We start from the raw sequence: 18,409 nt of genomic DNA, 5'->3' as shown, positions 1-18,409 counted from the left end.
CCATGACCGCCCCGGACCTCGACACCCACGGCGAGCGGGCCGCCCGCGAACTCGCCCGCCGCCTCGAGCCCGTCACGACGCTGAAGGACCCGTACGCCTTCGCCCTGCGCTTCATCCAGGACCTCAAGGCCGAGCACTGGCACCACATCGAACCGCCGCCGCCCGTCATCGCCGCGGCCGGCACCGGCGCGCCGCCCGACCCGCACGCCGACGAACTCGACGCCGCCCGGCAGGCCTGCGCCCGCGCCAGCGACAAGTTCGCTGCGAAGGCCACCCCCACCCGGAAGGACCACCCGTGACCACGCCCGTCCGCCACGACCCGCCCGACGGCGACGCGTGCGGTGACGAGTTCGCCGACGACTTCGCCACCTGCGTCTGCCAGCTGCCCGACGGCCACGACAGCGACGGCTGGCACGACTGCGCGTGCGGGCAAACCTGGCACACCGCTTACGCGCCGAGGGAGGCCACCGATGCCTGATCCGACCGAGATCCCCGCGGGGCTGGTTGCGTATCTGGCCGAGCGCGACCGCCACCGCGCCAGGCGAGTCGCCAATGCCCTGGCAGAACGAACCCCGGCTGAGCGGACGCTGATGAAGGAAGCCGCCGTCATGGGCTACGTCCAGGGCAGGCAGGCATCGCGGGATGCCGAGGTCCCGCCCGACTCGGCCATCCTGCGGAGCGTCGTCGCGGCGTGCCTCGACATGCCGGACCTGTGTCCCGCGATCAGCGCCCACGAGGCCGCCGAGGAGGCCACCGATGCCTGACTCGGTCACCGCCATCGTCTGCTACAGCCGCTGCTGGTCCTGCCAGTTCGGCCACCACTTCGACCCACCCAAAGCTCACACCTGGATGGACGAGGAAGACGCCGAGCACGAGGGCCACCCGTGGCCCCTGCCGCCAGAGATCGCCGAGCAGAAGCCCTGCGCCTGCCGCTGCGCGAAGGAGACCACCGATGCCCACTGACGACCTGCGCGACCGGCTCATCTCCGCCCTGCTCGCCTCATGGTCCATCGCCGACGACCCCGTCAGCCAGGCCATGGCCCGCAAGGCGGCCGAGCGCGACACCGACACGATGCTCGCCGTCCGGGACGCCGAGGTGGAGCGGCTGCGCGACCGCGTCCGGGAGCTGGAAGCCAACCTGATCGTCCGAGCCATCGACTCTGGCGTCGGCGAACTCATGCAGCGCGCCGAGCGGGCCGAGGAGGAGCGGGATGACTACTTCGACCGGCTCCGTAAGGCCGAAGGCGCCTACTCCAGGCTCGACGCCGAAAGGCGCGACGTCGAGGGTGCACGGGACCGATGGAAGGTCCGGGCCGAGGAAGCCGAGAGCCGCCTCGACGGCCAAGCCTGGGACGACCTCACCGCCGAGCTAGACGCCGCCCACGCCGCCATCCGCAGCGCATTCAAGCGGCTCCACTCACTGCACCTCTTCGGCGCTACCAGCGAGCAGACCGACCGCTTCCACCGCGAGATCCTCGCCATCCTCCAAGCCGCCCTGGACGCCCCCAGCGGCGCGGACCTGAGTGAGCCCAGCACTGAGAAGGTCGTGGTCGTAGCGTCACGAACCCACGATCTTCGCGTGTTCACCGGATCCGTTGAGGACGCTCGGGAGTTCGCGGCCAGCTTGGTCGAACAGCTCAGAGACCAGGGGCCCGTGTCGCGTAACCCCTACGTTCCGTTGACCACGCAGTGGACGCCCGAAAACTGGCGGGACGCCAAGAACGACTCATCGAGTCGGTTCCGGCAAGGCATCACGTCGTGCGCGTGGTTCGGGCCCGCCGGGCTTGAGGTCCGGATCGAGGACACCCTCGCAAAGCCGCGCCACATTGGCGGCCGAGTGAACGCCGAGGACTGCCCGGCTTGCCAGGGAACGAACCCGCCGTACCCGTTCATCTGCCCTGGGAACCCGCCGGAGAGCCCCGCCAGCGGTCGAACAGGCGTTCCCCCGGGCACCGAGCCGCCCCACCCGCCCCACGACGCCCAGGAGGCCGCACAGTGAAGCCGAAGCAGCGCCGCCGCCCGCCCGTGCCGCCCGGCCCCGGAGCCATCGTCATCGCCACCGAACTGCCGCCCGGCTACGTGCCGCCGTCCGCATCGGTCGACCCGGAAGCGTCTACCAGCGAGGAGGGCGGAGAGTGAGCGACCTGACCACATGGCTGATCGGGATGATCGGCCGCCGTACACCCCCGGCCGCCGAACCCAAGCCCGGCCCGACGCCCGAACCGGCCGCCGCCGAGGAGCCCGTGCCCGCCCGCCTCGGCAACGTCGAGCCCCCGCAGCTCATCCGCGTCATCACCACCCAGGCCGAACCCGAGGAGCCCGACCCCACCAAGCCCACGCACACCCACTACGAAGCGGCCTACACCGAGCTCGAGCGGCACCGCGAAGACATCGCCCTCGAAGAGCTCGCCGACGCCATCGCCGAGCACAGTGACCCCTGGGCAGCCGCCATCGAGACCTTCGGAGGCGACCGGTGAGCCGCGACAAGCTGCGCTGCATGCCACCCCCACTGTCGGCCCTGTGCGCGCTCCACGACCGCGCCGTCCGTCGTGGGGCCGAGCCGCCCGCCCTTGCCTACGCGCTCCACGACAAGGCACTGCGCGCGTGGTGCCAGGTGCGATGGATCGCCCACCGACTCGACGCCGTCGTACGCCAGGAGGACCGTTGACCCACACCGCCACCCGCGCGACCGGCCAGCACGAGCGCCAGGCCAGCGCCGCCGAACAGATCACCGACCTGCTCACCCAGCTCCACACCGAAGTCCGCACCGACGAGAAAGTCCTCCGCTACCGGCGCGTCAACCGCGGCCGCCGCGACGCCGTTGTCCCCGACTTCGTCATACACCGCACCCGCCGGCCCGGCCTCCTTACCCAGCTCGGCACCGTCCAGGCCGCCGCGTCCACGGTGCCCGTCGAGGTCTTCCACTGGGTACCCGACGAGAACGACCCATGCCAGCGCGCCGCCGATGAGGACGCGCCGCGCGTGTGCGGACACGGCCGGTGGGTCCACGTCCGCACCGAACAGCGGCCCGTCACCGGCGTCATCACCACCGGCGCCGCGCTCCCCGGCGGCTCGCCCGGCTGGGACGCCGACGGCGCTCTGTCCCCGATGGCCGGCGGCGGGAAGCCGGAAGCGGCCGAGCCGATCGCCGACGCCTGGCACACCGGCGACGAGATCCGCGACGAACTCGCCGCACTCGGCCGCGAACTCCACGCCGAAGGATGGCGGGCCCCGGACACCCTCATCACGATCGCCCTGGCGGATGAGGACACCGGCCGGCGGATCGCCGCGCGCCTGCGTGGCCTCGTCGCTCGGGCGCGGATCGCCGCCGGGTACGACGCGCCGATCGTGCCCTTGCGGGACGTGTACTGCCCGCTGTGCGGCGGGGAGCTCCGTGTCCGCGCGGACGCCTCGTCAGCGGTGTGGTGCGCCGGCATGCTTCCGATCCAGGGCCCGGCCGCTGAGGGCGAGTCGTGGCCGATCGGGTGGGCCCGGTGCGCCGCCAAGTGGCCGCGCGGATCCTGGGTCAAGCTGCTGGAGGAGGCAACACCGAACGAGCCGGTCGAGCCCGACGACGACCGAAGCCGGGCCGCGAACCGATCTAACCCGAGCGCCCTGGTCTACGACGAACACTGGGAAGTGCCCGTCGTGCTCGATGGCCTCGTGGACGTCCCGCAGTCCTGAGACGATGAACGAAGCGTCCCGGCGGCGCAGCGAACGCCCCGGGACCGGCCGACCCTAGGAGTCGACATGGAGAACCCTACGTTCAAGCCGATGCCCACGATTGATCCGGATCGCTTGAGCGTCTGCATCGACGTGTTCAAGGTGGCGCTGAACGGAACGCCGCAGAGCGTTGACCTCGTGAACCGTGGCCGGATGGCGCTGGACGCCCTGCCCGATGAGGTCGTACGCGAACTCGGCGAGGCGGCCGACGCGCTGGCCAGGCTGACTGGCGAGCGGCTGGGAGGGCTGAGCGCATGAGCACCAGCATCTTCACCGGCGACTTCGGCGAGCTGCGCGTCGAGACCGAGATGATCGACGTCACCAGCAGCCTGCCGAAGCCGGACCCGAACTGGACCTACACCGACGAAAACGGCCACGAGCACCGCTACGAGGACGGCTATCCGACCCTCGTCCGCGTGGTCGACGATCGGTACATCGACGAGTTCGGCGACGAGATGGAAGAAGCCCACCTCGAATGCCGCCAATGCGGCGAGCATCAGGCCGGGCAAGGTCGGCCCGTCGCTGTTCCGCGAGTACGCCCCCGGCCGCACGGCCTACTACCTGAACGACGAACCGATCAGCGAGGAACGCTTCCGCGAGATCGCTGCGCAGTACGGAGGGCCGAGCGCATGAGCGAGCAGCCGCGCCAGATGCAGGACCTCGAACGAGCCTTCGCCCAAGCCGGTCGAGAGATCGGCAAGGCGCTGGGCGAATTCAGCTTCGTGACGAGGGCGCAGGGCGCTATGGGCTTCATGGTCCAGGGCAACGCCGAGCGGGCCCGTGAGGCGCTCGACGGCTTCACCCCCGAGCAGCGCGCCAGGGTCGCCGAGGCGGCCCGGAATCTCGCGGAGCTGGCCGATGAGTGAAGGCGAGGACTTCGGCGAGATCTTCGCCTGGCTCAGCCGCGAATTCGGCCTGGACGAAGACATTGAAGGCGTGCGTGCAGCCCTCGGCGAGATCCTCATCGAGGCCGTCACCGGTAACCCCGACATCACCTACACCCGCCTCGGCGACGGAGCCTCCCTGCTCGAAGTCAGGGCACAGCTCAAACCCCACACGGAATCAGTAGACCGGCATCCGCGCGTCAGGATGGCCTTCTCCGCCGAGTTCGTCATCAGGATGCTCGAGCGGATCACCGGCGCTCAGCACTGGAAGCACCCCGAGATCGAGATCGGCGGCCATGCCGCACGCCGCGACGACGGCACGACGGAACTGGTGCCCGAGGGACGTGTACGGGTGTATCTGCTGATCAGGAGGAGCGGCGATGGAGGGCCGAGTGCATGAGCGAACAGCCGTACGTTAGGGCGGAGTTCGTCCGCAAACCTCCGGCCGCCGATCCCGAGCCGGACATCGCATTCACCCACGATGAGGCCGCGAGTGACGACCCCGCTTCCGTCCTGCCGTCCCGCACCGAGCACTATCGAATCCAGCGCGGGCCGCTCGACGAACGTTGGGAGTGGGTCGAGATCGTACGGTTCGGCCAGCCCGACCCCGAGTATGTGCGTGGCCCCTGCAAGCACCTCGAAGTCGTGCCCGTCGAATCAGGCGGCGAGATCGTCGCGCACCTGTGCACCACCTGCGACACCCAGCTCCCGAAGGAGTGGAAGCCGTGAGCGATCAGATCCTCGACGGCGTTGTCCGCCACGGGCCGCCGCCGGCCGACGCCGTACGACCCGAGGTCGTCATCCGCGACGAGGATGGCGAGGTCGTCCAGGCGGTCGTACGGCTCGACGACGACATGGTCGTCGAGGTCACCGCGGCCGACATGCCGCCCATCGACCCGGGCGGCTTCACGATCACGGATCAGGCCTCCCAGTGGGACGAGGCCGAGTTCCGGCGCCGTACGCGCTTCCTGTTCGGCGCGCAGCTGACCGACCCGCGCCCGATGATCGGAGGGCTCACCGCCTCGTGAGCGTGTCGAGTTGACATGATCAACGCGCTTAAATCATCATTTGAGCGCGGGAGTAGCTCTTCAGCCAGAAACCCGTGACCATCAGGCCCGTTCGAGCGCAGCTCACGGGCCTTTTCCATGCCCGGGAGGTGACGATGCCGCGCCAGCTCACCCGCATGCGGACCATCAACGACGCCGCCCTCGTCACCGGCCGCTCGTACCGCACGATCCAGACCTGGGCCCGCACCGGCCGCCTCACGACGGCGAAGGACGGCGACCGCCTCCTCGTCGACATCGTCCAGGCCGCCAAGCTGTCCGAGCAGGCCGGCCGCCGCAACCGCGGTCAGAAGTCCGGTTCCGCAGGCCGGCGCGGTACCCGCCCGTAGTCCTGCCCCTCCACCGGCTCGAGGTCCTCGGCCGGCATCCACGCCTCCGGCGCCTGCCACACGCCCGCCGGGCTGCGCGTCACCCACACGACCCGTGCACGCCATCTGCCGTCGGGGCGCTGCTCCCATTCGAGCAGGTAGACGTACCGCCGGTCACGGCGCAGGCGGACGACAGGCGCGAACGTGTCGTCAAGGCGGGGCACCCGGTCATCATCGTTCACGCGTTCGAATGAATCGGAAGCGGGGGTGACCATGGCCGCCGCGCCCTACGACATCACCATCGAGCAGGGCGCGACCTGGCGCACCACCCTGACGGTGAAGGACGCCACCGGCGCGGCCGTCGACCTGACCGGCTATTCGGCCCGCATGCAGATCCGGCCCTCGGTCGAGTCCACCACCGTCCTGCTCGAGCTCGCCACCGGCAGCGGCATCACCATCACCGGCCCCGCCGGACAGATCGCCCTGGTCATCACCGCGACCGCCACCACCGGCATCAACTGGACCGGCGCCGTCTACGACCTCGAACTCACCGCTCCGGGCGGCGACGTCACCCGCCTCCTGCAAGGCCGCGTCGCCCTCAGCCCCGAGGTGACCCGGTGAGCGACATCACCGTCGTCGAAGTCACCCAGGGCTGGACCGTCGACGTCACCGACAACACCGGCCGCACCGTCACCGTCGACGCCACACCGACCTACGCCCTCCAGGTCGCCACCCCCGGAATCCAGGGAGCGGCCGGACCGCAGGGCCCGATCGGGCCCGCCGGCGGCGCCGTCTTCGTCTACGACCGGAACGGCGTCCCCGCGTCCACCTGGATCATCGCGCACAACCTGAACCGGCTCGTGCACGTCACCGTCGTGCTGGACTCCGGCGAAGAGATCACCGCCGACGTCGCTCAGGGCAGCCCGAATACCTGCACGATCACGTTCGCGCAGCCGACCTCCGGAAAGGCGCTGGTGGGATAGCTCATGGCTCGCAAGATGATGAACGGCATCGACCTGCAGAGCCAGCGGGCCGTCAACGCCGCCGACGCCTCCAACCCGACCGATCTCGTCACCAAGCAGCAGCTTGATGCGGCCGTGGCCGGCCTGTCATGGAAGCAGCCGGTGCGGGTCGCCACGACCACGAACGGCACCCTGGCGACGGCGTTCGCGTCCGGGCAGACGATCGACGGCGTGACCCTGGCGACGAGCGACCGGATCCTGCTCAAGGACCAGACAACGCAGAGCCAGAACGGCATCTATATCGTCCAGTCCTCCGGATCCCCGGTCCGCGCCACCGACGCGGACTCCACCGCGGAGCTGCAGTCCGCGACCGTGTACGTCACGTCCGGGACGACGAACGCGGACAAGGCCTACACCCAGACCACGGACTCGCCGACGATCGGCAGCTCGAACATCGTGTGGGCGCAGGTCGGCGGCGGCACCCTCCCCACTGCAGGGAACGGCCTCACGCTCACCGGCTCCACGCTCGACGTCGGCGCCGGCACGGGCATCTCCGTCGGCGCGGACACCGTCTCGATCGACACGTCGATCGTGCCGCGTAAGTACGCCGCGAGCATCGGGAACGGCTCCTTGACGAGCATCGCGGTCACGCACAACCTCGGCACCCGCGACGTCGGCGTCACCTGCTACGACAACTCCACGTTCGAGGAAGTCCTTCCTGACGTCACCCACACCGACACGAACAACGTCACGATCGTGTTCGCGACCGCGCCCACCAGCAACCAATACCGCGTCGTCGTGATGGGCTGACCGATGCCCAAGCCGCTCGCGCCCATCCGGCTCCCCCGCCAGGCCACGCCATCCGCGCCGGCCAGCGGGTTCGACGCGCTCTACATGGACACGAACGGCAAGCTCCTCCGCCTCGACTCCAACGGCGCGAAGGACTACATCTCTAAGCCGCCGTCCCCGCAGATCTGGTACGCGTTCGGGCACTCCTACCTGCAGTACGTGTCCGGCACGGTGTTCACCACCGGCCGTATGGATCAGCAGTTCCGGCAGATGCTCGATGTGGAGTTCACGAACTGGCGGTCGTACGCGAAGGCGGGCGCGCACCTGATCCAGGAAGGCCGCCAGCAGGCCGGCTGGGCGAAGGTCATGCAGGAGGTGACGCACTACCAGATCGGCGGCCAGAACATCCACGGCGCGCCGTACTGGACGGACAACGGCGCGTACCTGCTGTGCTGGGGCATCAACGACATCGGCGCGTTCACGGGCCTGACGCAGGCGCAGGCGCGGGCCGCATTCCAGCAGGCGCTCCGCGCTGTCCTGGCCCGCTGCCGCACGAGCGTGGTGTGGGACGACAACTACGTGCCCGCGTCCGGCACCGTCGGCCAGCCGACCTACGGCGGGGGCTTCACACAGACGACCGGCACCAGCGACTTCTCCTCCGGGTCGACACTGCGGGACGCCACCTCGACGACGTCGGCGACGATCACCCTGACGCTGCCGTCCGACTACGCGGGTGAGACCGTCGTTCTGCAGTTCATCGCGAACGCCGGCGTCAAAGGCGGGACGATCACGTTCAGCGGTACGGCCGGGGTGACAGGCGCGCTGAGCACGAGCAACATCTTCCCGACGGGTGCCGGGATCGCGCAGGTTCCGGTCGTGAAGCGCATCACGACCCTGACCAGCGCGAACGCGGGCCAGACGATCATCTGCACCGTCACCGCGATCGATTCCGGCGGCACCGTCAGGTTCGACTACTGGGGCCTGGAATCCAAGTCCCCGAACCCGATCCTCGTGTGCAACACGGCACGGCTCACGAGCACGGGCTACGCGAACTATCCGGTGAGCTTCGGCGACACCGACGTCGCCGCCCTGAACACGGCCGTTGCGAGCGTGGTGGCGGAGTTCGACGGCATGGTGCAGATCGCCGACATCGACTCCGCCCTGAACAAGAACGCCACCTACATCGCCAGCGACGGCCTGCACCCCAACGAGATCGGCGCAGGACTGGCCGCCGCAGCGTGCTACAACGCCGTGAACCAGTTCGTGCCCGTGAACTCGACGTACCCCTCGGCGTCGATGACGACGGCCGGGGCGGTCGCCGCCGCGATCCGCAAGCCACGGTTCGCGAACCAGTACTACACGACGGACTTCCAGTCCACGAGCGTGCAGACCCTCGGCGCCGTCGGCGACATGTACGCGATGCCGTTCGTGGTCACCGAGGCCCGCGAGATCTACGTACGCCTCGCCATCAACCAGGTCACCGCGGCGACGACCACCGGCTCGAGCATCCGCTGGGGCATCTACGAGGACCCCGAGTACAAGGGGTATCCGCAGTGCCTGTGGGATGAGGCAACCATCGGCGGCGCCGCGTCCATCACCCTCGCCGCGGGCCTGAAAGAGCAGACCGGCCTGTACTACCCGCTGGACCCGGGCCTGTGGTGGATCGTCGTCAAAACGACGGTGGTCGGCGGTGGGACGGTGCCGACGTACACGTGGATGGGCGGCCCGGACGGCTGGGGCATCATGCCGAAACTCGGGGCGACCGTCGGCGCTGGGGCGACCATGGCCGTCAATCAGAATCCGATCGCCTGGTACCTGTCCGGCCAGGGCACAGGCACGCTGCCGAGCGTGTTCCCGTCCGGTGCGACGGTCGTCGGGTCATGCCCGATGATCGGGCTCATTAAGGCGTAGCGATGCTGCAGACGTTGACGAACGGTGGTGCTCTCACCACCACGACGTCCTTCCAGGACATCCCGAACTTGACCTTCACCGTCTCCGCCGGTGGGACATACGTCTTCCGGGCGTACTACATCTACACCGGCAGCACGACTGCCGCGCAGATGCAGCCGACCATGGGCGGCACCTGCACGGCGACCCTCGTCGACTACCGGTGCAGCATCCAAACGAACTCCAGCTCGGGCGGGTCAAGCTCGCAGGTTCACAGCATCCTGTCGAACACGGGCACCGGCGCAACGGCGGTCACCACCGCGTCGGCGAACTGCGGCGTGGTGATCGACGGCCTCATCGTCGTCAGCGCCGCCGGCACGCTCACCGTGCAGGCCAAGCACGTCGGCGCCGCCTGCAACGTCCTGTCCGGCGGCCGGTATCTGCTCGAGCAGGTGGCGTAGGTGAGCGCCCGCCGCATCTCCGCCCGCCCGTGGAACAGGCTCCGCGCGCAGGTCCTCGACCCGGCGCACGGCGGCTCACGGGTCTGCTGGCTCTGTGGCCACGATGGCGCCACCGACGTCGACCACGTCATCCCGCGCACCGTGGCGCCCGAACTGGAGCTCGACATCACCAACCTCCGGCCCGCCCACGGCGTCAAGGGCTGCGACACCTGCGGCAGGAAGTGCAACCGCGAGAAGAGCGACCAGCTCACCTGGTCAGCACCCAAGCACTCGAGGGTCTGGTGAGCCTCACCGTCGTCACCGGGCCGCCCTGCTCAGGCAAGACATCGTGGGTCGACCTGCACGCCGGACCCGCCGACGTCGTCATCGACCTCGACCGCATCGCCCACGCCATGACCAGCCCGACAGCAGGCGACCACGATCACGCGCCCACCGTCTACCGGGTCGCCCAGCGCGCCAGGTGGGCCGCCATCACCGAAGCCCTGCGCCACGTCGACGCCGCAGACGTATACGTCATCCACACCCAGCCCAGCGCACAGGCCAGGCAGAAGTACGAGGCGCACAGCGCACGCATCATCACCCTCGACCCTGGACGCGACGTCGTGCTCGAGAGGTGCAAGCGCATGCGTAGCACTGAGGCGCTGAAGGTGGCAGAGCGCTGGTACGCGACACGACTCGCAGGCGCGCCCCTCAAGCAGGCATCCCGAGCCTGGTGACCCTCGGTGCTTAAGTCACGAAGAGTGAGCATCACTCATAGTCACGTCGATGCAGCCGCAAACCTGCAGCTCAGAGCATCGATGCAGAGTTATTGCAGGTCAGGCCCCCGGGTCAAAGTCCGTTTGAGTGGCGACCGGATGACCTGCCGCCAACGCTTCCAAAATTTCTCCCTCACTAAAAGTCACTTTTCCGGGGGTGCGTGACCGCGATGGGCGCTACGGACGGTGACGCGACTGCGTTCGGTGACGTTGAGGCGGCCACGCGGGGCGCGATCGCGGAGCTCGGTGAGCTCGCGGACGTGCAGAAGGCGCTGGCGGAGACGGCGTACCGGCTGGCGCGGGCGCTGGACAGCGGAACGAAGGGCATGGCGATCAGCGCGACGGCCAAGGAGCTGCGCGAAACCCTCACCGCGATCAAGGAGGCATCCGATGCAGGTGACGCTGCCTCCCAGCTCGAAGCTTTCATGTCCTCCGCGGTGGGGGACGGCTCGTACTGACCGGCCGACGCTGGGGCCGAAGGTCGCGGCGATCGCTGAGCTGATTGGCCAGCCGTTGATGCCGTGGCAGCGGCACGTCGCCGACGTCGCCCTGGAGGTCGACCCGGACACCGGCCTGCTGGTGTACCGCGAGGTGAACCTGACGGTCCCGAGGCAGAGCGGCAAGACGCTGCTTCTGCTGTGCGCGATGGTGCACCGGGCGCAGGGGTTCGGCCGACGGCAGCGGATCCTCTACACCGCGCAGACGCGGAACGACGCGCGGCGCAAGTGGGAGGACGAGCACGTTCAGATCCTGGAGCATTCGCCGCTCCGGCCGCTGTTCACCGTGCGCAAGAGCAACGGGTCCGAGGCGATCCGGTGGCGGAACGGCTCGATGCACGGCATCACGTCCTCCACGGAGAAGGCGGGCCACGGCGAGACGCTCGACATGGGCGTCATCGATGAAGCTTTTGCCCACGAGGACGCCCGGCTCGAGCAGGGCCTGCGGCCGACGATGATCACCCGGCCGCAACCGCAGCTATGGGTCGTGTCGACGGCCGGCACGAGGCGCTCGGCGTACCTGCGGAAGAAGGTCGACGCGGGCCGGGCGCGCTGCGAGCTCGGGCTGACCGACTCGGTGGCCTACTTCGAGTGGTCGGCGCCCGGCGGCGAGGACGGCTTGGACCCGGCGGACCCGGCGACGTGGCGGACGTGCATGCCGGCGCTCGGGCACACGGTCAGCCTTGAGGCGATCCGCGCGGAGTTCGAGGGCATGGCACTAGCGGAGTTCCGCCGGGCGTACCTGAACCAGTGGCCGGATGACGCGCCGGATGAGTGGCTCGTCATCCCGCAGGCTGCCTGGAACGGCCAGCTCGACCCGACGTCGGAGGCGGCGGACCCGGTGGCGTTCGCGATCGACGCGAACCCGGAGCGCTCGGCGGCGGCGATCCTGATGGCGGGCGCGCGGCCGGGCGGCGACGGCCGGCACGTGGAGACGGTGGACTACCGGCCCGGCACCGGGTGGGTGGTCCACCGGATGGTGGAGCTGGCCGAGCGCTGGTCGCCATGCGCGGTCGTGCTCGATCCGGGCGGCCCGGCCGGCAGTCTGCTGCCGGATCTGGAGCGCAAGCTCGAGCCGCTGGGCGTCAAGGTGACGAAGCCGACGACGCGGGAGGCCGCGCACGCCGCGCAGGGCTTCTACGACGCGGTCATGGATTCGAAGTCGCTGACGCACCTGGACGATGCGCCGCTCGCCGCGGCGCTGGCGGGCGCGCAGAAGCGCGAGATCGGCGACATGTGGCTGTGGGCCCGCAAGGGCCTGTCCGTGGACATCTGCCCGCTGGTGGGCGGCTCGCTGGCGCTGTGGGGGTTCGCGACCCGGCCGGAGCCCGAACCGGCGCCCGTACCGGCGACGGCCCCGGCCGCGCCGCCCGGACCGGTACCGACCGGCGGGGGCCTGTACCGGCCGACGTCCCGACTGAACATCTGAGGAGTACGCGATGGAGATCAAGATCCGGTTGCCGCGGATCCCGGCTGGCGGGCTGGCGAACGTCGTCGGTCTGGTCGGACTGGTCGCGGTGGTGCTGGCGATCGGCGGGCTGACCGGGAACTGGTGGTGGTCGTTGCTGTCGGCCGGGGTGGTCGCGACCGCGCTGTCCTACGTCGCGCAGACCCACGCCGAGGCGGAGCGGGCGGCGGCGGGGCGTACTGCGGGCCGGCCGGTCGCCGTCGCTGAGGCTTCGCGGGCGTCCTGATGCGTCCCTGGCTGGTGCCGGCGCGCCGCGCGAGTGAGGCGGTCACGGCCGATCAGCTCATCGCGACGGGTGCTCTGGGCGGCCAGTACGGCGTCGACCCGATCGACGGCGACGTGGGCTTCCGGCCTGCCGGTACGGCCGGTACCCGGGAGATCCCGTGGTGGACGGCGGAGAAGGCGCGGATCTACGCGGTCAATGCGTACCGGGCGAACCCGATGGCGCGGGCGATCATCGATACGTTCGTTTCGTTCTGCGTCGGTGACTCCGGTGTGTCGTACCAGGTGACGAATCCGGCCGTGCGGCAGGTCGTCGATCAGTTCTGGACCGACCCGAAGAACGCACTGAAGGACCGCCAGGACCTGATGCTGCGGTCGCACCTGCTGCTCGGCGAGAGCCTGCTGGAGATGCTGACCGGGCCGATCTCCGGCGTCGTGCGGCTGTCACCGATCGAGCCGGGCCGGATCAGCGAGGTGCAGCTGCGCGGCGGGAACGCCTGGTGGCCGATCGGTGTCAGCTTGGACCGCCCGGCCGGCGGCGATGGCGGCCGAGAGCTCAGCGTCGTCGAGGTGAACGACTTCACCGGGCTTCGGGAGGGGCAGGCGCAGTTCTGGGCCAGCTTCAAGACCCTCGACACCGACGTCCGTGGCTACAGCTTCCTCGGCCCGATCCTGGATCAGCTCGACTCCTACGACACGGTGCTGTCCAACCTGATCGACCGGACCGCGCTGGCCCGCTACATGGTCTGGGACGTCACGGTCGAGGGCGGCCAGGACGAGGTCGACAAGTTCGTCGCGGGCCGCCGCGGCACGCACATCCCGCCGTCCGGGTCCGTCGAGGTCCACAACGCCGCCGTGAAGTGGGAGCCGAAGACCGTCAGCACGGGCGCGTTCGAGGACACCACCGCGGCGCAGAGCGTACTCACACAGATCGCTGCGGGAAGTGGTCTCACGAAGCACTGGCTGGCCGAACCGGAGGGCGCCAATAGGGCGACCAGCATGACGATGGCCGAGCCCGTACGGCGCCGCGTGGGCGGAGTCCAAAACCTGTGGCTCGGCTACCAGGCTGAGCTGACCCGGTATCAGGTCGACCAGGCCGTACGGGCCCGGCGGATCCCGGCGATGGTCGAGGCGACGGACCCGCGGACCGGGCAGACGTACGAGATCCCGGCGTCGCAGACGGTGACGCTGACGGGCCCGGAGATCGCAGCGGCGGACGCACAGATCACCGCGCAGGTGCTGCTGAACCTGTCGACGGGCCTAGAGAAGCTGCAGCAGATCGGGGCGCTGTCGCCGGAGGCCGCACGGGTCGCGGCGAAGAAGGCCTGGGAGTCCTACATGGGCATCCCGTACACCGCGGAGCTGGACTCCCCGGAGGCGAATCCCGACGACGTCGCCACAGCGGTCGACGACGCGCAGGCCGCCGAGGCGCGACGGCGCCGCCGGTCGACACGCGGGAACCCCGAGACCCTCCACCACTACTGGACCCGAGACCCGGTGGGCCTGTCCAAGTGGGTCGGCACCGCTCACCCGTGGACGGAGCTGTACCAGCACCTGCTGAAGCACATGGACGGCGACGTCGAGATGTCGAAAAAGACAGCGTCGGCGTGGTTCCAGGATGTGTTCGGCTACCCGGCCGGCTCGCGCAAAGGCACGAACCCCGTAGGGAGAGGTTGACATGGATCGATTCGAGGCCGCGCGGCACCTGGGCCTGGCCGACACCGAGGTGGTCACGGTCACCGACACGGCCGATGGCACCGCGGTACGCGTCAAAGACGGAAGTGAGCGCCTCGTCACCGACGAGGGCGTGTTCGCGCTCAACGACCACCCGGCCACCGCGAACTTCCGCCGATGGGACGGCTCCGACGCCCCGGCGGAGGCCCTCGCCGAGGCGCGCGAGGCCGCGGCACCGAACGAGCAGCCGACGGCCGGCGAGTCAACCGAGGACCGCGACGGCAAGGGCGGCGAGGTCCCGGACGGGAACGCCGACGCAGTCCTGGACTGGGTCGGGGAGGACCGCGACCGCGCGGCCCGGGCCCTCGAGGTCGAGGTGGAGCGGGAGCACCCGCGCTCGACGCTCGTCTCGAAGCTGCGGAAGCTCGCGGAGTCCTGATGGCGACCGATCACAGCCAGCACGGCGAGGACTTCGATCCGCTGTGCCCGCAGTGCTGCCAGGAGGCCGCGACGGCCGGTTTCCGCGGCGAGGCGGGTACGGGCGCCGTGAGGTGCCCGAGCTGCGGGCACACGTTCGAGCCGGTCGGCGCGGCCGTGCGCGTCACCGAGGCCACGGACAGCATCGCCGGGCGCCGCGACCTCGAGGCGTCGGACCCGAAGAAGCCGTACGGCGACGTCGAGTACGCCGACCCCGGGTGGCAGAAGGACGGTAAGAAGCGGTACCCCCTCGACTCAGAGGCCCACGTCAAGGCCGCCTGGAGCTACGTCAACCAGGCCGACAACCAGAAGCCGTATTCGGCCGACCAGCTGTCGAAGATCCAGGCGAAGATCCGCACCGCGGCCAAGAAGCTCGGCATTCAGATCGCCGATCAGGCGTCCGAGGCGATGATCGACGGCGAGATGTCGTTCTCCGACATCGTCGGCGAGGTCACCGACGCAATCCGCAAGCGGGTAGTGGCCGCGACCGGGCAGCCGTACGCCGACGTGTGGGTCGCGGACATCACCACGACGGACGTCGTCTATGAGCACGGCGGTGACCTGTTCCAGTGCCCCTACGCCATCGACCAGGCCGGCACGGTGACGCTCGGCGAGCCGGTCGAGGTGGTGCGTACGTACGCACCGGCGCCCGCGGAGGGCGACGACGGTGACGACGACGACGACGTGATGCAGGGTGAGTTCACCGCGCCGGACGACGACGGCGACGGGGAGGACGCGGCGGCCGGTGAGGCGTGGAACGCGCAGGCGCATCCGCGCGCGCCGGCCGGGAGCACGAACGGCGGCCAGTTTGCGCCGCTGTCCTACGACTCGAAGTCCAACACCGGGACCGGCTACGGCAGCGCGAAGGGCGACGCGCACGTCCGGCAGCTGCAGGAGGCCCTGAACCGCCTCGGCCTGACCGACGGCAACGGCAAGAAGCTGGCCGTCGACGGCAAATTGGGCCCGCTGACCACGGCCGCGGTGAAGAAGGCGCAGAAGGCGCTCGGTCTGAAGCAGGACGGCAAGGTCACCCCGGATCTGCTGAAGCGTCTGCGCTCGAGCAAGTCCCTGACGAAGGCCTCGACGGCGAAGGCGACCCGAGCTGGGTCCGGCCAGAAGAAGGTGAAGGCGATGACGGCAACGTCGGCAAAGGCGGGCGAGGCTGAAGAGCGCGCCCAGCTCGTCGGCCGGATCCTGGAGGCCAAGGGCGAGGACGCCGACGGCGGCCGGGTGTTCCGGACGCGGATCATCGCCTACGGGGACAGCAAGAACCGCAGGCGGTACCCGGAAGCGGTGATGCGGGAGGCTGCGCACCTGTACGAGGGCGCCCGCGCGTACGACCACCACAGGACCGATGAGGAGCTGCGTACCTCGACGATCGCCGGGCTGGTCGGCTCGTATCGGAACGTCGAGGCGACCGAGGGCGGCATCGAAGCGGATCTTCACCTGCTGCCGTCGGCGACGCACGCGGCGGAGGCCCTGGACGCGACGGTCGCCGCGCAGGAAGCCGGTCTGCCGCCGCTGATCGGGCTGTCCCATGACGTCATGGCCCGGTTCAAGCCGGTCACCGAGGGCGGCCTGCGGATTCAGGAAGCGACCGCGATCACCCAGGTCAACAGTGCCGACCTGGTCGCCGACCCGGCGGCTGGCGGCCTGGCGACCCGCATGGTCGCGGGCGGAATCGAAGACACGGACGGTACGGGCACCGAGCCCGCCGAGAATGAGGAGGACGACGTGCCCCCGACGAAGGAAGACATCCTCGGCGTGCTCGCCGAGGCGACCGACGAGGAGCTGGCGAAGGCCGGCCTGACCCGCAAGGTCGAGGCGGGCGGCGAGCAGGGCGAGCCGGAGGCCGAGCGGGAGACCGAGGCCGCGGGCGTGGACAAGGCCTCCTTCATGGGCGGCCTGATGGTCAAGGCGAAGGTCGAGGACGCAGGCCTGCCCGCTGCTGTGGTCGAGGGTGTCCGGGACGCTCTGCCGGACCGGTTCACCGAGGCCGACGTCGACAACCAGATCGCCGCGCTGAAGGGCACGATGGGCCTGATGGAGCGGGCGCAGCTCATGCCGTCCGTGGCCAGCACGAAGGTCACGCAGGAGTCCCACGACAAAAAGGTCAAGGCGCTGGACGCGTTCTTCGCAGGCAAGTTCAGCGAGGGCTACCGGTCCTTCAAGCAGGCGTGGGCCGACATCACCGGCCACCGTCCGCTTGCCTGGGACGCCGACGTCAACCGCGTGATGCTGCGCGAGTCGGTCGGCCTGTACGACTCCGGCGACCGGATGCGCGTCGAGGAGGGCGTCGCCCGTGTCCGCGAGGGCATGGACTCCACCTCCTGGAACCTCGTCCTCGGCGACAGCATCACCCGCCGGATGATCGCCGAGTACTCCCGGCCGGACCTGAGCATCTGGCGCAATGTCGTCAGCTCGATCGTTCCGCTGAACGACTTCCGCACCCAGCGAATCGAGCGCGTCGGCGGCTACGGGACCCTGCCGACGGTCAACCAGGGCGCCCCGTACCAGGACCTGACCAGCCCCGGCAACGAGGAAGTCACCTACGCGCCGTCGAAGAAGGGCGGCATCGAGTCGATCACCTTCGAGATGATCGCGAACGACGACGTACGCGCCATCTCGAAGATCCCGACCGCGCTCGGCCGGGCCGCCGCGCAGACCCTCTACCGGTTCGTGTTCGACACCTTCACCACGAACGCCGCGACTACCTACGACGGCGTGACACTGTTCCACGCCAACCACGGCAACACCGGCACGTCCGCGCTGTCGGGGTCGGCGCTGAGCGCGGTGCGGGCCGCGATGCGGCAGCAGACCGCCTACGGCGACAACAAGGACATCCTCAGCATCACGCCGCAGACGCTTATCGTGCCGTCGGCGCTGGAGGAACTGGCCTGGCAGCTCGCGACGTCGCTGGTCGCGATGCCGGCGGGCGCGCCGACCGGTGCCGCCTCGGACATCCCGAACATCCACTCGCGGATGTCGCCGCCGATCGTCGTCGACTACTACAGCGACCAGAACGACTGGTACGCGATCGCGGACCCGAGCGCGGTCCCCACGATCGAGGTGGGCTTCTACAACGGCCGCCAGGACCCGGAGCTGTTCACGCAGGCCGACCCGACCGTCGGCTCGATGTTCGACGCCGACAAGGTCACCTACAAGGCGAGGCACATCTACGGCTTGGCCGTCCTCGACCACCGCGGCGTCTACCGCAACACCCTCTGACCGGGCCCCT

29 protein-coding genes are annotated in these 18,409 nt (G+C 69.8%); 28 read left to right on the top strand and 1 reads right to left on the bottom strand.

Going from position 1 to position 18,409, the window contains the following annotated elements; all coding sequences use genetic code 11:
• Positions 1–2: 2 nt before the first annotated feature.
• From ABEA24_RS17790 to ABEA24_RS17720, 15 genes are all read left to right on the top strand, one after another.
• Positions 3–299, top strand: a complete 297-nt coding sequence (locus ABEA24_RS17790) for a hypothetical protein (RefSeq protein WP_345431976.1) — start codon at positions 3–5, stop codon at positions 297–299.
• Positions 296–478: a hypothetical protein gene (locus tag ABEA24_RS17785; RefSeq protein WP_345431975.1), complete on the top strand. Its 183-nt coding sequence runs from the start codon at positions 296–298 to the stop codon at positions 476–478. Before ABEA24_RS17790 ends, ABEA24_RS17785 begins: the two co-directional genes overlap by 4 nt.
• Positions 471–764: a hypothetical protein gene (locus ABEA24_RS17780; RefSeq protein WP_345431974.1), complete on the top strand. Its 294-nt coding sequence runs from the start codon at positions 471–473 to the stop codon at positions 762–764. Before ABEA24_RS17785 ends, ABEA24_RS17780 begins: the two co-directional genes overlap by 8 nt.
• Entirely contained in the window at positions 757–963 is a 207-nt protein-coding gene (locus ABEA24_RS17775) for a hypothetical protein (RefSeq protein ID WP_345431973.1), read from the top strand. The genes ABEA24_RS17780 and ABEA24_RS17775 overlap by 8 nt, the downstream gene beginning before the upstream one ends.
• A complete protein-coding gene (locus ABEA24_RS17770; protein WP_345431972.1) occupies positions 953–1,999 on the top strand; it encodes a hypothetical protein in 1,047 nt (348 codons plus the stop codon). Before ABEA24_RS17775 ends, ABEA24_RS17770 begins: the two co-directional genes overlap by 11 nt.
• A complete protein-coding gene (locus ABEA24_RS17765; RefSeq protein ID WP_345431971.1) occupies positions 1,996–2,139 on the top strand; it encodes a hypothetical protein in 144 nt (47 codons plus the stop codon). The genes ABEA24_RS17770 and ABEA24_RS17765 overlap by 4 nt, the downstream gene beginning before the upstream one ends.
• Entirely contained in the window at positions 2,136–2,477 is a 342-nt protein-coding gene (locus tag ABEA24_RS17760) for a hypothetical protein (protein WP_345431970.1), read from the top strand. Before ABEA24_RS17765 ends, ABEA24_RS17760 begins: the two co-directional genes overlap by 4 nt.
• Complete coding sequence (locus tag ABEA24_RS17755; RefSeq protein ID WP_345431969.1) at positions 2,474–2,668, top strand: hypothetical protein; 195 nt, start codon at positions 2,474–2,476, stop codon at positions 2,666–2,668. Before ABEA24_RS17760 ends, ABEA24_RS17755 begins: the two co-directional genes overlap by 4 nt.
• The gene (locus tag ABEA24_RS17750) at positions 2,665–3,684 is read left to right on the top strand and encodes a hypothetical protein (RefSeq protein ID WP_345431968.1); all 1,020 of its coding nucleotides are present in this window, start codon (positions 2,665–2,667) and stop codon (positions 3,682–3,684) included. Before ABEA24_RS17755 ends, ABEA24_RS17750 begins: the two co-directional genes overlap by 4 nt.
• 66 nt (positions 3,685–3,750) lie before the next feature.
• Positions 3,751–3,981 carry a hypothetical protein gene (locus ABEA24_RS17745; RefSeq protein WP_345431967.1) on the top strand — a complete coding sequence of 77 codons (231 nt, stop codon included), beginning with the start codon at positions 3,751–3,753 and terminating at the stop codon, positions 3,979–3,981.
• A complete protein-coding gene (locus tag ABEA24_RS17740) occupies positions 3,978–4,589 on the top strand; it encodes a hypothetical protein (RefSeq protein WP_345431966.1) in 612 nt (203 codons plus the stop codon). The genes ABEA24_RS17745 and ABEA24_RS17740 overlap by 4 nt, the downstream gene beginning before the upstream one ends.
• Positions 4,582–5,007 (top strand): hypothetical protein, encoded by a 426-nt coding sequence (locus ABEA24_RS17735; RefSeq protein ID WP_345431965.1) that lies wholly within the window; start codon positions 4,582–4,584, stop codon positions 5,005–5,007. Before ABEA24_RS17740 ends, ABEA24_RS17735 begins: the two co-directional genes overlap by 8 nt.
• Positions 5,004–5,336: a hypothetical protein gene (locus ABEA24_RS17730; protein WP_345431964.1), complete on the top strand. Its 333-nt coding sequence runs from the start codon at positions 5,004–5,006 to the stop codon at positions 5,334–5,336. The genes ABEA24_RS17735 and ABEA24_RS17730 overlap by 4 nt, the downstream gene beginning before the upstream one ends.
• Positions 5,333–5,635 (top strand): hypothetical protein, encoded by a 303-nt coding sequence (locus tag ABEA24_RS17725; RefSeq protein WP_345431963.1) that lies wholly within the window; start codon positions 5,333–5,335, stop codon positions 5,633–5,635. Before ABEA24_RS17730 ends, ABEA24_RS17725 begins: the two co-directional genes overlap by 4 nt.
• Before the next feature lie 134 nt (positions 5,636–5,769).
• A complete protein-coding gene (locus tag ABEA24_RS17720; RefSeq protein WP_345431962.1) occupies positions 5,770–6,000 on the top strand; it encodes a hypothetical protein in 231 nt (76 codons plus the stop codon).
• Here the strand turns inward: ABEA24_RS17720 and ABEA24_RS17715 are convergent.
• A complete protein-coding gene (locus tag ABEA24_RS17715; RefSeq protein WP_345431961.1) occupies positions 5,958–6,221 on the bottom strand; it encodes a hypothetical protein in 264 nt (87 codons plus the stop codon). The genes ABEA24_RS17720 and ABEA24_RS17715 overlap by 43 nt on opposite strands.
• A gap of 31 nt (positions 6,222–6,252) precedes the next feature.
• Here ABEA24_RS17715 and ABEA24_RS17710 point away from each other — a divergent pair, with 31 nt between their 5' ends.
• From ABEA24_RS17710 to ABEA24_RS17650, 13 genes are all read left to right on the top strand, one after another.
• Positions 6,253–6,600, top strand: coding sequence for a hypothetical protein (locus ABEA24_RS17710; RefSeq protein ID WP_345431960.1), 348 nt, complete (start codon positions 6,253–6,255; stop codon positions 6,598–6,600).
• A complete protein-coding gene (locus ABEA24_RS17705) occupies positions 6,597–6,962 on the top strand; it encodes a hypothetical protein (RefSeq protein ID WP_345431959.1) in 366 nt (121 codons plus the stop codon). The genes ABEA24_RS17710 and ABEA24_RS17705 overlap by 4 nt, the downstream gene beginning before the upstream one ends.
• 3 nt (positions 6,963–6,965) lie before the next feature.
• Positions 6,966–7,751 (top strand): hypothetical protein, encoded by a 786-nt coding sequence (locus ABEA24_RS17700; RefSeq protein ID WP_345431958.1) that lies wholly within the window; start codon positions 6,966–6,968, stop codon positions 7,749–7,751.
• A 3-nt stretch (positions 7,752–7,754) separates the two neighbouring features.
• The gene (locus ABEA24_RS17695; RefSeq protein ID WP_345431957.1) at positions 7,755–9,641 is read left to right on the top strand and encodes an SGNH/GDSL hydrolase family protein; all 1,887 of its coding nucleotides are present in this window, start codon (positions 7,755–7,757) and stop codon (positions 9,639–9,641) included.
• A gap of 2 nt (positions 9,642–9,643) precedes the next feature.
• A complete protein-coding gene (locus ABEA24_RS17690; RefSeq protein ID WP_345431956.1) occupies positions 9,644–10,078 on the top strand; it encodes a hypothetical protein in 435 nt (144 codons plus the stop codon).
• The gene (locus ABEA24_RS17685; RefSeq protein ID WP_345431955.1) at positions 10,079–10,363 is read left to right on the top strand and encodes an HNH endonuclease; all 285 of its coding nucleotides are present in this window, start codon (positions 10,079–10,081) and stop codon (positions 10,361–10,363) included. It begins immediately after the preceding gene.
• On the top strand, positions 10,360–10,794 hold the full coding sequence (locus ABEA24_RS17680) for a hypothetical protein (protein WP_345431954.1): 435 nt from the start codon (positions 10,360–10,362) through the stop codon (positions 10,792–10,794). Before ABEA24_RS17685 ends, ABEA24_RS17680 begins: the two co-directional genes overlap by 4 nt.
• A gap of 209 nt (positions 10,795–11,003) precedes the next feature.
• Complete coding sequence (locus ABEA24_RS17675) at positions 11,004–11,291, top strand: hypothetical protein (protein WP_345431953.1); 288 nt, start codon at positions 11,004–11,006, stop codon at positions 11,289–11,291.
• 58 nt (positions 11,292–11,349) lie between these two features.
• Entirely contained in the window at positions 11,350–12,759 is a 1,410-nt protein-coding gene (locus tag ABEA24_RS17670) for a terminase large subunit domain-containing protein (protein ID WP_345431952.1), read from the top strand.
• A gap of 10 nt (positions 12,760–12,769) precedes the next feature.
• Positions 12,770–13,024: a hypothetical protein gene (locus ABEA24_RS17665; protein ID WP_345431951.1), complete on the top strand. Its 255-nt coding sequence runs from the start codon at positions 12,770–12,772 to the stop codon at positions 13,022–13,024.
• Positions 13,024–14,697, top strand: a complete 1,674-nt coding sequence (locus ABEA24_RS17660; protein ID WP_345431950.1) for a hypothetical protein — start codon at positions 13,024–13,026, stop codon at positions 14,695–14,697. Before ABEA24_RS17665 ends, ABEA24_RS17660 begins: the two co-directional genes overlap by 1 nt.
• A gap of 1 nt (position 14,698) precedes the next feature.
• Complete coding sequence (locus ABEA24_RS17655; protein WP_345431949.1) at positions 14,699–15,133, top strand: hypothetical protein; 435 nt, start codon at positions 14,699–14,701, stop codon at positions 15,131–15,133.
• Entirely contained in the window at positions 15,133–18,399 is a 3,267-nt protein-coding gene (locus ABEA24_RS17650; RefSeq protein ID WP_345431948.1) for a phage major capsid protein, read from the top strand. The genes ABEA24_RS17655 and ABEA24_RS17650 overlap by 1 nt, the downstream gene beginning before the upstream one ends.
• Positions 18,400–18,409: the final 10 nt, after the last annotated feature.

It is taken from the genome of Actinoallomurus vinaceus, from assembly GCF_039542055.1.
Lineage (GTDB): Bacteria > Actinomycetota > Actinomycetes > Streptosporangiales > Streptosporangiaceae > Actinoallomurus > Actinoallomurus vinaceus.
Note: the sequence above shows the minus strand (reverse complement) of the source record. Positions and strands in the feature narration are given on the sequence as shown.